The following is a 15152-nucleotide window of genomic DNA, read 5'->3' as shown; positions in this document are numbered from 1 at the left end:
CGGAACACGGACCACCTACGAGGCGCCTCCGGCGGCAACCGCTAGCGCGACCCGTCGACATCGAGGAGCGCCCGTCCTTCCGGGGCGGGGTCCGCGCTGTCCCGAGCGATGTCGTGGAGCACCTCGAGCGCGATCGCCGAGGGGGTCAGGCCGATCCGCTCGAGGATCGCGGCCCGCTTGGCGTGGTCGAGGAACTCCTGCGGGATGCCGTGGATGCGCACCGGGGTGCGGACATCGGCGGCCGCGAGGGTCTGCAGCAGCACCGCACCGACGCCGCCCACGACGCCGTTGTCCTCGAGGGTGACGACGCGGGTGTGGGTGCGGGCGAGCTCGACGAGCGCGGGGTCGACCGGCTTGACCCAGCGCGGGTCGACGACGGTGACGCCGATGCCCTGGTCGACCAGCCGCTGGGCGACGTCGACGGCGATCGGCGCCATCGAGCCGACGGAGACGATGAGCACGTCGTGGGCGCCGTTGCGGACCAGGACGTCGCAGCCGCCCTCGGTGCCGATCGACGGGACGTCCTCGGGCGGCGGGCCCTTCGGGAAGCGGACGACGGTGGGCGCGTCGGCGACCTCGACCGCCTCGTCGAGCAGCTCGCGCATCCGGGTCACGTCGCGCGGAGCCGCGAGGCGCAGGCCGGGCACGACCTGGAGGATGGACATGTCCCACATGCCGTTGTGGCTGGCGCCGTCGTCGCCGGTCACGCCGGAGCGGTCGAGCACGAAGGTCACACCGCACTTGTGCAGCGCGACGTCCATCAGCACCTGGTCGAAGGCCCGGTTGAGGAAGGTCGCGTAGACCGCGAAGACCGGGTGCAGGCCACCCATCGCCAGGCCCGCGGCGGAGGTCGCGGCGTGCTGCTCGGCGATGCCGACGTCGAAGGTGCGCTCGGGGAACCGGGCCTGGAACTTGTCGAGCCCGACCGGGTGCATCATCGCCGCGGTGATCGCGACCACGTCGGGTCGGCGCTCACCGATCGCGATGACGTGGTCGGCGAAGTGGTCGGTCCAGATCGGGCCCTTGGGCTTCTCGGCGCCGGTCTGCACGTCGAACGGGCCGGGCGCGTGGAACTGGTCGGCCTCGTGCCGCTCGGCGGGGTCGTAGCCGAAGCCCTTGCGGGTGATCGCGTGCACGATGACCGGTCCACCGAAGCGCTTGGCCTGGGCGAGCGCCTGCTCCATCGCCGAGCGGTCGTGGCCGTCGACCGGGCCGACGTACTTGAGCCCGAGGTCCTCGAAGAGTCCCTGGGGCGCGAGCGCGTCCTTGATGCCCTTCTTCATGGCGTGCAGGGCGTCGTACGCCGCCGCGCCGACGCCGGGCACCGCGTTGAGGCGGCGCTTCACGATGTCGAGGACGTGCTCGTAGCGCGGGTTCGTGCGCAGACTGGTCAGCGCGGTCGCGAGTCCGCCGATGGTCGGCGTGTAGGAGCGGCCGTTGTCGTTGACCACGATCACGAGCTTCGAGTCGTGCTGGATCGCGATGTTGTTGAGCGCCTCCCAGGCCATGCCGCCGGTGAGCGCGCCGTCGCCGATGACGGCCACGGTGTGCCGGTCCTCGCCGCGGATCCGGAACGCCTTGGCGATGCCGTCGGCGTAGCTCAGCGCCGTGGAGGCGTGGGAGTTCTCGACCAGGTCGTGCTCGGACTCGGTCTGGCTCGGGTAGCCGCTCAGCCCGCCCTCGCGCCGCAACGTGCCGAAGTCGCCGGCGCGGCCGGTGACGAGCTTGTGGACGTAGGACTGGTGGCCGGTGTCGAAGACGATCTTGTCGCGCGGGGAGTCGAAGACCCGGTGGATCGCGAGGGTCAGCTCGACCACGCCGAGGTTGGGCCCGAGGTGGCCGGTGTTGGTCGCGACGGTGCGGATCATCAGGTCGCGGATCTCGGCCGCCAGCTGGGTGAGCTCGTCCTCGGACAGGGCCCGCAGGTCGCGCGGGGTGCTGATGCTCTCGAGGACAGACATGGCGGCCAGTCTAGGTGGTCACAGGTCGGTGAACGCGATCGCGGGTTCGTGCAGGCTGCCCAGCCAGACCCGGCGGTCGTGCTCCCGCACGCCGGTCACCATGTGGTACGCCGCACCCTGCTGCGCGGTCGGCAGGTCCAGGTCGTGCACGAGGGTGCCGTGCTCGTCGTACGCCACGACGCGGACGGTCTGCTTCGGCTTCGGCTGGAACTCCTCCGGGAGCTTGGTGGCCAGCTTGCGCAGGGCCATCGGGCCGCGCTGGAGCCGCTCGACCAGCGGATCGGTGGGGCTGGCGATGGTGATCCAGATCAGGCCGTCGGAGCCGCGGGCGATGTTGTCGGGGTAGCCCGGCAGGTCGGTGGCGAGGAAGTCGCGGGTGCCTTGCTTGTCGCCACTGATCCAGTGCCGGACGACGGTGCGGGCGCCGGTCTCGGCGACGCAGACGAAGTCCCCTGCCGTCGACAGCGCGACCCCGTTGGCGAACGCGAGCCCGTCGAGGACGACCGTGACCGTGCCGTCGGGGTCGCGGCGCATCAGCCGGCCGGTGCGGGTGTTGCGGACGAAGTCGTCCTTCCAGCGCGCGATCCCGAACTCCGTCGAGGAGTCGGACCACCAGATCGTGCCGTCGGCGGCGATCGCGGCGTTGTTGCAGAACACCATCGCCCGGCCGTCGACCTCGGCGGTGATCAGCTCGACGGCGCCGCTGGCCGGGTCGACCCACAGCAGCCCGCGCTGTGCGTCGCACACGAGCAGCCGTCCGTCCGGCGCGAACTCGATGCCGAGCGGCCGGCCGCCGGTGTGGGCGACCCGGTCGACCTTCGCGCCGTCGGGGCTGACCCGGAAGATCGCGCCGTCCTCGGTGCCGGTGAAGACGCAGCCCTGGTCGGGGCCGGACGTCGCCACGACGACGTCCTCCGCGCCGTGGCCGGGAACAGGGATCACGGTGAGGGAGGTCACGTGCCGACCCTAGTCCTCGCGGCGGCGTGGTCGAGACTGATGTCGTGACGGACGTGTTCGACGACCAGCTGGCGGCCTGGCAGGAGTACGTGCGCACGCCGTGGGCACGGATCCGGTACGCCGTCGTCGGCGAGGTGCTCCGCCGCCAGGCCAAGGCGCTCGGCGGGCGGCTGCGGGTCCTCGACGTCGGCGGCGGCGACGCGCAGGACGCACTGCCGCTCGCAGCCGCGGGCCACGACGTCACCGTCGTCGACCCGTCGGCCGCGTGGCTCGCCGAAGCACGCCGGCGGGCCCACGACGCGGGCGTCGCGCTGACGACGGTGGTCGGTGGGCTCGACGACCTGCCGGACGGCGAGTGGGACCTGGCGCTGTGCCACTTCGTGCTGCGCTACCGACCCGCCGGGGTCGGCGACGTCGCAGCGCTGGCCGGCCGGGTGCGCCCCGGCGGACGACTGTCGCTCGTCGACGTGAACCCGGACGGGCGGGTGCTGCGTTCCTTGCTCAACGACGGTCCGGCGGCCGCGCGGGAGGAGCTGCACGCCGAGCGGGCGGGCGTCGAGACCTTCCGGACCACGGCCCGCAAGGTCCGTTGGACCGACGCGCGGGACGAGGCGGAGGCCGCGGGTCTGCGGGTCCGCGGCCTCTTCGGAAACCGGATCGCCAACGACCTGCTCGTCGACGAGGCCGCCAAGTACGACCGCGCCTTCCACGACGAGCTGCTCGCCCTCGAGCTCGAGCTGTGCGATCGCGCGCCCTTCAACCAGGTGGGCTTCGCGTGGCAGCTGGTGCTCGAACGCTGATCGGGCTACCCGCGCACGACCTCCGGCGGCAGCGCCCAGGCGGGCAGCGGCCGCGGGTCGGGGACGGGGAGGTGGTCGGCGTCGTAGGTCCACCGGGGTCCGGTCGTCAGCAGCTGCCGGAGCCCGTCGAGCAGGCGGTCGACCTCGGCACTGCTCGTCCCGAGGCCGACGCTCGCACGCACGGCCGATGTCCCGCCCGTGAGCCGGGCGAGCAGCGGGTGGGCGCAGAACTTGCCGTGCCGTACGCCGACGCCGTGCTCGGCGGAGAGGTACTGCGCCACGAGGTCGGCGGGGTGTCCGTCCACGGTGAAGGTGGCCAGGCCGAGGATGTCGGTCTCGCCGTCCCACAGGCGCAGCACCCGGACGCCGGGCAGCGCGGCCAGGCCGTCGCGCAACCGGTCGCGCAGGTCGGCCTCGTGCCGGACCTGGGTGGTCTCGGAGAGCGAGGCGAGCGCCTCGCAGGCCGCGGCGAGCGCAACGGCGCCGACGACGTTCGGGGTGCCGGCCTCGTGCCGGGCGGGGGCGTCGGCCCAGACCACCTCGTCGAGGGTGACCGAGCGGACCGCTCCCCCGCCGGCGAGGTACGGCGGCGCCGCAGCCAGCCAGTCCGGGCGGCCGACGAGCGCCCCGGCGCCGTACGGCGCGTAGAGCTTGTGCCCCGAGAAGGCGAGGTAGTCGAGGTCGAGCGCGGTGACGTCGACCCGCCGGTGCGGCACCAGCTGGGCGCCGTCGACCGCGATCCGGGCGCCGTGCCGGTGGGCGATCTCGACCAGCGCGGCCAGCGGCAGCACCTCGCCGGTGACGTTGGAGGCGCCGGTGACGGCCAGGAGCGCCGCCGGGCGGCGGGCCAGCTCGGCGTCGAGCGCGGCCAGAGTAGCGGCGAGCGTCGGGCGTGCCGTGACGGTGCGACGCCCCGGGCCGGCCCACGGGAGCAGGTTGGCGTGGTGCTCGACGTCAAGCGTGACGACCTCGCCGGGAACCGCGGTGGCGAGCAGGTTGAAGGCATCGGTGGTGTGCCGGACGAGCTGGACGACGTCGTCGGAGCGGGCGCCGACGAAGCCGGCGACGGTACGCCGGGCGGTCTCGTAGGCGGCCGTGCTCACGGCCGAAGCATGCCCCGCGCCGCGGTGGACGCTGGAGTAGTACGGCAGGAACTGGGTCACCCGCTCGGCGACGCTGCCGAGCGCCGGGGCGCTGGCGGCGATGTCGAGGTTGGCGTAGGGGACGGTGCCGCCGGTGACGAGCGGGACCCGGAGGTCACCGCCGACGACGGGAAGCAGGGAGGTGGTCACGGGATCTCCGGTCAAGGGGCTGGGAGGGGACCGACCGGGTCCGGCGGCACTGCCGCCGGACCCGGTCGTGGGAGGGATCCGGTGCTACTTCGTCACCTTGATCGCCTTGGCGGTCGCGGTCAGCGGCAGCCAGGTCGCGTCACCGGAGTAGGTGACGGCGACCCTCCACCTGCCCTTGGCGAGCTTGGGCAGCTTCACCGTGGCGACCCCGTTGACGACGACGGCCTGCTTCGCCGTCTTCTTGGCGGCACCCTTCGTGAGGACTACCGTGACGGTGCCGGTCGCTCCGGCCTTGCCGGCGGCAACGGTGAGCGTCACCTGCGCCGCACCGGCCTTCTTCGAGGTCGGCTTCTTGGTCACCGTGAGCGTGGCGCCCGATGCGGCGACCGGGCCGCTCGGCGTTGCCGTCGTCGCCTGGACCGTGAGCGGCTGGGTCCGCTCGGCGCCGCCGACGAGTCCGGCCGCGCCGCCGCCGTACACGTAGCGGACGGTGTGCTGACCGACCGTGAGGGCCGGGAGCGGGAGGCTCACGTCGACCACGCGGTCGGCGTCAACGTCGACCTCGCCGAGCCTGGCGTCGTCGACGAACACCTGCACGGAGCCGCCCAGCGGGCGCAGGCCGGTGAGCGGAGCGAGGGTGGCGCCGGCGGTCCGGTCGGAGAAGAAGCCGCTGAACCGGCTGCCGACGCTCACCTGGGCGGTCAGGTTGCCGGGGTGGGCGGCCGGGACGGTGGTCGGGGCACCGGTGACGGTGACCTGGCTGTCGTAGCCCCCGGCCACACCGGCGATCACGTCGCGCACCTCGTCGATCGCCTCGCGGGCGAAGTTGCGCTGGTTCTGCAGCGAGTTCTGGCCAGCCTCGGCGCTGACGTTGACGTTGCCGCGCAGCTGGTCGGGGTCACCGGCGTCATACGCCGCGTCCTTGCCCTTGGTGAACCAGACCTCGGTCATGTACTCGACGTTGCCGGCGAAGGTGCCGCCGTCCGGGTTGGTCCAGTCGTCACGGATCGCCTGGTCGAGCACGGGCGCGGGCTGGCCGCCGGCGGTGGCGTCCTTGTCGTAGGACAGCAGGTGGCCGACCTGGATCTTGCGGGCGAGCTTCTCCTGGCCGCCCACGACGTACTTCACCGGGCTGGTGCTCTGGGTGCCGGGCTCGTCGGCGAGGACCTTGTACTGGGTCTTCGCGTTGGCGAGCTTCTCGAGGATCCGGCCGTAGAGGTACGACGGGCGGGTCTGCAGCGAGGAGCCGTTGACGGTGCGGAAGGCGTTGTCGCGGATGTGCTTGTCGAGCGATCCGGAGTTGCCGGTCGAGTCGAGCGAGAAGTCGAAGTTGTAGACCTTCCTGATCCCGTAGCGGCGCGCGTACTCGGCGGTCTGCTTGATGATCGCCGCGGTGTTGTGGCACCAGGTGCCGCCGAACAGGATGAGGAAGTCGCCTTCGCTGTCGAGGATGTCGATCAGCTCCGGGTAGGTGATGCTCTGGATCCGGAAGTCGTCCTCGTCGCCGTTCGTGAGGTCCTCGGCGGCGTCGAAGATGTCGCCGCCGAACCGCTTGCGGTTGAGCACCTCGGTCGCCGGGTCTGCGTTCTTGACGTACCGCTCGAAGTGGCGGCGGTTGTGCTCGGTGCTGAGGAAGTCCCACTGGGTGTCGACGTCGAGGTCGGCGGAGGTCAGCACCCGCTTCACGTCGGTCTTGTACGACGCCAGCGCGGCCGGCGACGACAGGTCCGCCGGCGGCGTGACGAGCGCGTCGACGATGCGGTTGGTCTCGCCACCGGCGGCGTCGTACACGAAGAGGTAGGGATGCTGCGCCGACACCCGCTGGTCCGGCTTCCCCGGGTCGTCGGCGAGGGCGAACGGCGTCTCGGCGTCCTTGCCGAGGTAGCTGGTCACCAGGCGCTCGCCGAGGTCGAGGAACTGGTCCTTGCCGGCGTTGTCGGCCGTCGCGAGGTCGAACCCGGTGAGGTCGAAGACGCTGAGCGCGTCGCCGTCGAGGTTGGGGTCGAAGTTGTAGATCTTCTCGATGCCCTCGGCCTTCGCCACGTCCTGGATGGCGCCGATGGTGTCCTGGAGGTAGTCGTCCTCCGGGCCACCGATCACGAAGGCCCACCTGCCGGTGTTCTTCTTGAGCAGGTACTCGAACCGCTCGAAGGTGACCGTCTCGAACACGCTGCCCTTGTCCAGCGCCGGGAACTCGTCGTCGAACCAGTCGACGGTCGCACCGTGGGTGGCTGCGGGATAGGTGGCCGGGTCGGGGTCGGCGGCGCGCGCGGGTGCGTCGATGCCCAGGAGGGGCGACGCCGCGAGCGCGACGACCGTGGCGGCCGCGACGGTGCGCCTCAGGTGGGTGCGGTGGTTCATCAGGGGGATCGCTCTCTTGTTCTCGGGATGGGTGGTGCTTGGGGTGCTTCGGGGTGCTGCAGGTCAGGCGGGGACGAGGACGCGGCGCGGGCGGCGCCGGCGTCCGCGCAGGACGTGCCAGGTCAGGGCGAGCGCGCCGGCACCGGCCAGGCCGCCGAGGATCGCGAGGCCGGCGTTGTCCGGCACCGGCGTCGGCTCCTCGTCCGCGGCAGCGTCGGTCTCGGCCTTCGCGGGCGCGCCGGCTGCGGCGGCGATGGTGACCGGCGTGGTCGCGACCTGGGCGCCGTCGAAGAGGACGACGAGCTGGTGCTCGCCCGCGGTGACGCCGGCGGGGACGACGACGTCCGCGGTGAACCCGCCGTTGTCGTCGGTCTTCACCGTGCCGAGCGGGACCGGGTCGGAGTGCAGCTCGAGGGCGTAGCCCTCGATCCGCGGCGCGAAGCCGGTACCGGTGACGGTCACGGTGGCCCCGGGCGTCAGGTCACCGGTCACGGTGACGGTGCCGGCGACCGTGGCGGGGTCGACGCCGACCACGACCGGCTCCGACGGCGGTGAGCCGGCGGACTCGCCGGCCGCGTTGCTGGCCCAGACCGCCGCGCGGTAGCTGCCGGGCGGCACGTCCTCGAAGACGTACTCCAGCCTCGACGCGTCGGTCTGGACCGCGGCCTGGCCTGTGAAGCGGACCAGGTAGCCGGTCACCTGCTCGATCTCGGCGTTCGGCGACGCGGCCCACGAGACGGTCACCGTGTCGCCGTCGACCGTGAGGGTGGGCGCGGCGAGTGCGCTCGGCGCACCGGGCGCGACCTGCTCGGTCGCAGTGTCGGTCGGGTCGACGACGGCACCCGTCGTACCGGTGGTTCCGGTGGTTCCAGTGCTGCCGGTGCCCTTGCCCGGGGTCTTGCCGCCGGTGGCCTTGCCGCCCGCGCCCGTCGTGCCGCTGCCGGTGCCGGTCGGGCTGGGCGTCGGGGTTGCCGTCGGCGTGGGGGTCGGCGTGGGTGTCGTGGTCGGCTTGTCGCCCTTGTAGCTGTAGCTGCCGGCCGGGTACGACGTCCTGCCGTTGCGGTTGGGGTAGATCGGGTGCTGGTTCTCGTCGAGCTCGCAGTCCTGGATCCAGAGGCAGGTCACGTCGTCGAGGCAGGGGAACTCGTCGCCCCCGTCGACCCAGCCGTCGGCGTGCGCGGCCGGGGCCGGGCCGATCGAGACGGCCAGCGTGGCCGCGATCGCGGCGACGGGCAGCAGGGCGAGGATCCGGTGGGATCGCCGGGTGGTCATGCGTTGACTCCTTGCGGGATGGGGGTGGTGGTGGGAGCAGGGGTGGGCAGCGCGCAGGCACCGATGGGGACGCCGGGGTCGACGAGCGCTCCGGCCCGGTCGTCGACGACCTCCCCGGCCAGGTCGTCAGGAACGACGAGTCCGTCGAAGACCGCGTCGTCGAGGCGGCCCTCCTGGCGGGCCACGATGGTGGCGGCGACGGCGGCGGACGTGACGTTGTCGAGCGTGCGCGCCATGTCGGCGACCATGCTGACCGGCAGCGTGATCGCGACCAGCTCGAGCGGGAGCCCGGCTGCGGTGAGCACCGTGGTGGCGGTGATCGTGGCGGTGCCGGGGACGCCCGCCGTACCGACGGAGACGATCACGCCGAGCAGGACGAGAACGACGTAGTCCTGCACGCCCCACGAGATCCCGAGGGCGTTGACGCCGAAGACGGCCAGCAGGACCGGCCACACGCCGGCACAGCCGGGCATGCCGATGGTGGTGCCGAGGGGCGCGGTGAAGCCGGCGATGTCGGACGGGACGCCGATCCGCTCGCGCAGCAGCCGCGTGGTCACCGGCAGGGTGCCGGCGCTGCTCTGCGTGGTGAACGCCGTCAGCTGGGCCGGGAGGAGCTTGCGGAAGAAGCGCAGGGGATCGACGTCGGCGAACACCCGCAGCAGCACGCCGTTGACGAGGAAGGCGTGCACGAAGCAGGCCAGCCACGCCAGGCCGAGCACCCCGAGGAGCGAGACCATCTGCGACCACTGGCCCGCGGCACGGGCGGTGGCGACGGCGGTCAGCGACAGCACGGCGTACGGCGTCAGCGCGATCACGAACCCGACGGCGCGATAGATGATCTCGCGCAGCGCGTCGATGAACGCCTTGAACGGCGCCACGGTGGCGGGTGCGCGGTCCGCCACGAGCGAGTAGGACACCGCGATCAGGACGCTGAACAGGATGATCGGGATGACGTTGTTCTCGGCGATGTCGGTGACGATGTTCGTCGGGAAGAAGTCGATGAACACCTCGGTGAACGGCTTCTTGATGTTCTCCAGCGCCGAGGTGTTCGTCTCACCGAGCGTCAGGTCGGCACCCTTGCCGATGCCGAGCTGGAGCGAGAGCCCCAGGGTCAGCAGCACCGCGAGCGCGTTGAGCCCGAGCAGCCAACCGATCGAGCGGGCGCCGATGGTGCGCAGCTGGGCGGTCGAGCCGAGCGAGGTGATGCTCGACAGGATCGAGACGATGATCAGCGGCGCGACGATCGCGAGCAGCAGGTTCAGGTAGACCTTGCCCACCGGCTCGACGTAGTCGAGGTGGCCCTCGAAGACCACGCCGACCGCCACTCCCAGCCCCAGCGCACCGATGGTCAGCACACTGAAGTTCACCCGCATCCGGCCCAGCACGTGGATGCCGGCGAACAGTCCCAGCGTCACCAGCAGCGCGGCGACGGCGTACCCGCCCATGAGTCCCTCTTCTTCTTTTAGTCGACTATTTCGATCGACTTAAAGACTAGAGGATTGGTGAGGGTGCTCAGCGCCAGATCGCCCGAAATGCGATCAGCCATCCCGGATTCCGGGATGGCTGATCGGTGGGGCCTATCAGGAGGTCAGACGACCGGACCCCCGGTCGGCGGCAGGTCGGCGGGGTCGACTCCCCCGTTGCAGGACGCGAACGGCTCGGGCGCGGTGTCGCCCGCGCCGAGCTGAGCGATGAACAGGGCGATCCGCGGGTCATCCGGGCCGGTCAGCTCCAGCTGGCGGCCCCAGACCGTGATCACGACCGGCGCCTCCTGGTCGTCGTACGGCGACAGGATCCCGTTGGCCGGCAACTCCTCGGTGAGCCGCTGGACGCCGTCAGCGTCGACGTCGTCGGTCCGGTAGGTCAGCCACACGGTGCCGTGCTCGAGGTCGTGGACGGCATTGACCTCCGGCACCGGCTCGTCGTACGCGCCGCACTCGAGCCAGTACGGCGCGTGGTCGCCACCGACCGGCGGCGACTGCGGGTAGTCCGGCTCCTCCCCCGGCGCGAGGTGCTGGTTGGTCAGGCCGTCGTACTGCTTCACGGCGGCGAGGCTGCTCGTGTCGGGCTCCGCCTTGCCCGCGCCGTCGTCCGCCTCGGCGTCGTCGCTCCTCGCGAGCACGACCGGGACCACGATCGCGACCGCGAGCACGAGGACGGCGGCGAGCACGGCGAGCACGATCGGAACCGCCGAGCGCTTCCTCGGCGGCGGGAAGCCGGAAGGCGGGAAGGCCGGTGGCGGGTAGGGCGGCGGCGGGAAGAGCGGCTCGCTCACTGCTCGAGCGCCCGCTCGACCCGCTCCACCTTCGCAGTCAGCTCACCCGTGAAGCCCGGCCGGATGTCGGCCTTGAGCACCAGACCGACCCGCGCGGAGGTCGCGGCGACGACGTCCACCGCCTGCTTCACCACGGCCATCACCTCGTCCCACTCGCCCTCGATCGTCGTGAACATCGACGTCGTCTCGTTGGGCAGCCCGGACTCACGGACCACCCGGACCGCGGCGGCCACGGCCTCGGACACGCCACCGGTGTCGTCGGAGCTGGAGGGACTGATGCTGAACGCGACGAGCATGCGCCCACCGTAGTCAGTGGGGCTGTGCCGCACCTCGGCAGTAGGGTCGCTCGTCGCGCAGGTACCAGACCAGCCAGGTCACGGGGAAGAACGCCGCCGCCAGGGCGACGACGGCCGCCGACGCACCCCTCCGCCGCTCACCGGCTCCGGTCAGCGCGCCGAGCGCCAGCAGGCACCCACCGAGGGCGATGGTCACGGCGAGGATCATGGCCCCATCATCCACCACACCAGGTTGCTGACGACCGGTTCCTCGACCATGCCAGTGACATCAACGGCATGCCGACGGGCCCGGCCGGCCTACCGTTGGTGTCGCACGCACCCGGCCGCCGCCATTTCCTACGCCGCGCGAGAACACCGAACGGCCCGCCCCTCCATTCCAGGAGGGACGGGCCGTTCGGATCGAGCAGAGCGGCAGGCGTCAGCCGCGGAGCAGGTTCCGCAGGACGTACTGCATGATGCCGCCGTTGCGGTAGTAGTTCGCCTCGCCGGGGGTGTCGATGCGGACGACCGCGTCGAACTCGACACCCGTGTCGGTGGTGACCTTGACCGTCGGCGGCGTGGTGCCGTCGTTGAGCTCGGTGATGCCGGCGATCGCGAACGTCTCCTCACCGGTCAGGCCGAGCGACGCGGCGTTCTGGCCGGCCGGGAACTGCAGCGGGATGACGCCCATGCCGATGAGGTTGGAGCGGTGGATGCGCTCGTAGCTCTCGGCGATGACCGCCTTGACGCCCAGCAGCGAGGTGCCCTTGGCCGCCCAGTCGCGCGACGAGCCGGAGCCGTACTCCTTGCCGGCCAGGACGACCAGCGGGATGCCCGCGTCCTGGTAGCGCACCGAGGCGTCGTACACCGTGCTGACCGGACCGCCCTCGACCGTGAAGTCGCGGGTGAAGCCGCCCTCGGTGCCGGGCGCGATCTGGTTGCGCAGGCGGATGTTGGCGAACGTGCCGCGGATCATGACCTCGTGGTTGCCACGGCGCGAGCCGTAGGAGTTGAAGTCGCGCGGGGCGACGCCGTTCTCCGTGAGGTAGATGCCCGCGGGCGAGTCGCCCTTGATCGAGCCGGCCGGCGAGATGTGGTCGGTGGTGACCGAGTCGCCGAGCTTGAGCAGGACGCGGGCACCGGAGATGTCGGTGACCGGGACCGGCTCGTGCGGCATGCCGTCGAAGTAGGGAGGCTTGCGGACGTAGGTCGACGTCGCGTCCCAGGTGAAGGTGTTGCCCTCGGGGGTGGGCAGCGAGCGCCAGCGCTCGTCGCCCTTGAAGACGTCGGCGTACGACGAGGCGAACATCTCCGAGTTGATCGCGCCGGCGATGGTCTCCTCGACCTCGGCCGGGCTCGGCCAGATGTCCTTGAGGTAGACCGGGTTGCCCTCGGCGTCGGTGCCGAGCGCGTCGTTGAACAGGTCGACGTCCATCGAGCCGGCCAGCGCGTACGCGACGACCAGCGGCGGGGAGGCCAGGTAGTTCATCTTGATGTCGGGGCTGATCCGGCCCTCGAAGTTCCGGTTGCCCGAGAGCACCGAGACGACGGCGAGGTCGTGCTCGTTGACCGCGGCGGAGACCTCGGGGATGAGCGGGCCCGAGTTGCCGATGCAGGTGACGCAGCCGTAGCCGACCAGGTTGAAGCCGAGCTTGTCGAGGTACGGCGTCAGGCCGGCCTTGTCGTAGTAGTCGGAGACGACCTGCGAGCCGGGCGCGAGGGTGGTCTTGACCCACGGCTTGCGGGTCAGGCCCTTCTCGACCGCCTTCTTGGCGAGCAGCGCGGCGCCGATCATGACCGACGGGTTGGACGTGTTGGTGCAGGAGGTGATCGAGGCGATCGTGACCGCGCCGTGGTCCAGGGTGAACGACGTGCCGTCCTCGAGGGTGACCTCGACCGGGGTCGACGGGCGGCCGACCGACTGCGCCGGGGCGTCGGAGGCCGGGAAGGACTCCTTGCCGGCCTCGTCGGCGTCGCCGTTGTCGACGTAGTCGAGGACCGACTCGCGCCACGACGCCTTGGCGTCGGTGACCAGCACCCGGTCCTGCGGGCGCTTCGGGCCGGCGATCGACGGGACGACGGTCGCGAGGTCGAGCTCGAGCTTCTCGGAGTAGCGCGGCTCGGCGTCGGGGTCGAGCCAGAGGCCCTGCTCCTTGGCGTACTTCTCGACGAGCGCGATCTGCTCCTCGGAGCGACCGGTCAGGCGCAGGTAGCTGGTGGTCTCGCCGTCGATCGGGAACACCGCGATGGTCGAGCCGAACTCCGGCGACATGTTGCCGATGGTGGCGCGGTTGGCCAGCGGCAGCGCCGCGACACCGGGACCGTAGAACTCGACGAACTTGCCGACGACACCGTGCTTGCGGACCATCTCGGTGATCGTGAGCACCAGGTCGGTGGCGGTCGAGCCCTCGGGCAGCTCGCCGGACAGCTTGAAGCCCACGACGCGCGGGATCAACATGGAGACCGGCTGGCCGAGCATCGCGGCCTCGGCCTCGATGCCGCCGACGCCCCAGCCCACGACGCCGATGCCGTTGACCATGGTGGTGTGCGAGTCGGTGCCGACGCAGGTGTCGGGGTAGGCCAGCAGCTCGCCGTCGACCTCACGCGTGAACACCGTGCGGGCCAGGTGCTCGATGTTGACCTGGTGCACGATGCCGGTGCCCGGCGGGACGACCTTGAAGTCGTCGAAGGCGCCCTGGCCCCAGCGCAGGAACTGGTAGCGCTCGCGGTTGCGCTCGTACTCGATCTCGACGTTGCGGGCGAACGCCTCGGGCGTGCCGAAGACGTCGGCCATGACGGAGTGGTCGATGACCATCTCGGCCGGCGCGAGCGGGTTGATCTTGGTGGCGTCGCCACCCAGGTCGGCCATGGCCTCGCGCATGGTGGCGAGGTCGACGACACAGGGGACGCCGGTGAAGTCCTGCATGATCACGCGGGCGGGCGTGAACTGGATCTCCTTGTCGGGCTGGGCCGTCTCGTCCCAGCCGGCGAGGGCCTTGATGTCCTCGGCCGTGATGTCCGCGCCGTCCTCGGTGCGGAGCAGGTTCTCGAGCAGCACCTTCAGCGAGAAGGGCAGGCTCTCGACGTCGAGGCCCTCTCCCTTGACCGCGTCGAGGCGGAAGATCTCGTAGGACTTGCCGTCCACGTCCAGGGTGCTCTTGGCGCCGAAGCTGTTCTTGCTGGCCATCGCGTCTCCGTCCTCATCGACTTCATCGTTGTCGCTAGGTCTCCTGTTGCATCCTGCCGCCGCGAACGGTGGAACGGATAGTGAGGTTGACCTAAGTCTTCGGCACGGCTGTGCCGGACATCTCTTGATATCAAGATACACGATGTCGGGGCGACGTGCGCGGACGTGCTCGCGCCCTGGGCGCAGTTTCGTCCGGATCGGCCGCGGGAACAGGGACCGCAGACCAAACGGAGGAACCCATGACCCTGATGTCGAAGCTCGACCGGATGTACACCGCGAGCCGCGACCTGATGCCCGATGCAGCCCACGACCTGGCGGTGTACACCACCACCCTGTACGAGCACCTGCAGACGCTCAACGTGCAGGCCGCCCTCGCGGGCGACCCCGCCGTGCTCCGGTCGGTCCTCCAGGCAGGCGGCAACGTGCACGACGCGATGCGGATCGGTGTCTCCTCACTGAACGACTGCGCCCTCGCGGTCGAGGCCACCGCGGACGACTACGTGGAGAATGACGAGGCGGCCCGGACCGACCTGAGGAACCTGTCCGCCAAGGTCCGCGACGCCGCGGAGCCGAGCGACCACGGCTACGTGCCCCCGGCTCTCGACGACCCGGCGACGCCCGGCGCGACGGTGCTCTCGGACCACGGGGTCCCGCAGGTCACGCCGAGCACGCCGGACCCGGTGTCCGTCGACCAGGACCGGACCGATCGTGAGCAGGCCGAGCAGGACAGCGCCGACCAGCACAACCGCGACCGTCACCGAGGAGCGTGAGC

General features: G+C 71.3%; 12 protein-coding genes. 2 read left to right on the top strand and 10 right to left on the bottom strand.

Annotation, left to right across the window (positions count from 1 at the left end):
• Nucleotides 1-41: 41 nt before the first annotated feature.
• Both dxs and ACZYRU_RS11090 read right to left on the bottom strand, forming a co-directional pair.
• Nucleotides 42-1961, bottom strand: a complete 1920-nt coding sequence (gene dxs / locus ACZYRU_RS11095) for a 1-deoxy-D-xylulose-5-phosphate synthase (protein WP_488957140.1) — start codon at nucleotides 1959-1961, stop codon at nucleotides 42-44.
• An 18-nt stretch (nucleotides 1962-1979) separates the two neighbouring features.
• Nucleotides 1980-2918, bottom strand: coding sequence for an SMP-30/gluconolactonase/LRE family protein (locus tag ACZYRU_RS11090; RefSeq protein ID WP_488957139.1), 939 nt, complete (start codon nucleotides 2916-2918; stop codon nucleotides 1980-1982).
• A 44-nt stretch (nucleotides 2919-2962) separates the two neighbouring features.
• Between ACZYRU_RS11090 and ACZYRU_RS11085 the strand changes: the two genes are divergently transcribed.
• A complete protein-coding gene (locus ACZYRU_RS11085) occupies nucleotides 2963-3718 on the top strand; it encodes a class I SAM-dependent methyltransferase (protein ID WP_488957138.1) in 756 nt (251 codons plus the stop codon).
• A 5-nt stretch (nucleotides 3719-3723) separates the two neighbouring features.
• Here the strand turns inward: ACZYRU_RS11085 and ACZYRU_RS11080 are convergent, their stop codons facing one another.
• The 8 genes from ACZYRU_RS11080 to acnA all read right to left on the bottom strand — a co-directional run bounded on the left by ACZYRU_RS11080 (nucleotide 3724) and on the right by acnA (nucleotide 14380).
• Nucleotides 3724-5010: an aminotransferase class V-fold PLP-dependent enzyme gene (locus ACZYRU_RS11080; RefSeq protein ID WP_488957137.1), complete on the bottom strand. Its 1287-nt coding sequence runs from the start codon at nucleotides 5008-5010 to the stop codon at nucleotides 3724-3726.
• An 84-nt stretch (nucleotides 5011-5094) separates the two neighbouring features.
• Nucleotides 5095-7371, bottom strand: coding sequence for an Ig-like domain-containing protein (locus ACZYRU_RS11075; RefSeq protein WP_488957136.1), 2277 nt, complete (start codon nucleotides 7369-7371; stop codon nucleotides 5095-5097).
• A gap of 63 nt (nucleotides 7372-7434) precedes the next feature.
• Nucleotides 7435-8643 carry a hypothetical protein gene (locus ACZYRU_RS11070; RefSeq protein ID WP_488957135.1) on the bottom strand — a complete coding sequence of 403 codons (1209 nt, stop codon included), beginning with the start codon at nucleotides 8641-8643 and terminating at the stop codon, nucleotides 7435-7437.
• Nucleotides 8640-10088: a dicarboxylate/amino acid:cation symporter gene (locus tag ACZYRU_RS11065; protein WP_488957134.1), complete on the bottom strand. Its 1449-nt coding sequence runs from the start codon at nucleotides 10086-10088 to the stop codon at nucleotides 8640-8642. Before ACZYRU_RS11065 ends, ACZYRU_RS11070 begins: the two co-directional genes overlap by 4 nt.
• Nucleotides 10089-10231: 143 nt before the next feature.
• Entirely contained in the window at nucleotides 10232-10918 is a 687-nt protein-coding gene (locus tag ACZYRU_RS11060) for a thioredoxin-like domain-containing protein (protein ID WP_488957133.1), read from the bottom strand.
• Entirely contained in the window at nucleotides 10915-11214 is a 300-nt protein-coding gene (locus tag ACZYRU_RS11055) for a thiamine-binding protein (RefSeq protein WP_488957132.1), read from the bottom strand. The genes ACZYRU_RS11060 and ACZYRU_RS11055 overlap by 4 nt, the downstream gene beginning before the upstream one ends.
• 13 nt (nucleotides 11215-11227) lie before the next feature.
• The gene (locus ACZYRU_RS11050; protein WP_488957131.1) at nucleotides 11228-11422 is read right to left on the bottom strand and encodes a hypothetical protein; all 195 of its coding nucleotides are present in this window, start codon (nucleotides 11420-11422) and stop codon (nucleotides 11228-11230) included.
• 210 nt (nucleotides 11423-11632) lie between these two features.
• A complete protein-coding gene (gene acnA, locus ACZYRU_RS11045) occupies nucleotides 11633-14380 on the bottom strand; it encodes an aconitate hydratase AcnA (protein WP_488957130.1) in 2748 nt (915 codons plus the stop codon).
• Nucleotides 14381-14619: 239 nt separating this feature from the next.
• On the opposite strand from acnA, the gene ACZYRU_RS11040 reads away from it, so the two are divergent.
• Nucleotides 14620-15150 carry a hypothetical protein gene (locus tag ACZYRU_RS11040; protein ID WP_488957129.1) on the top strand — a complete coding sequence of 177 codons (531 nt, stop codon included), beginning with the start codon at nucleotides 14620-14622 and terminating at the stop codon, nucleotides 15148-15150.
• The last annotated feature ends 2 nt before the right edge of the window (nucleotides 15151-15152 follow it).

The organism is Nocardioides sp. F233, from assembly GCF_057813895.1.
This window is presented reverse-complemented; position numbering and strand designations above follow the sequence as displayed.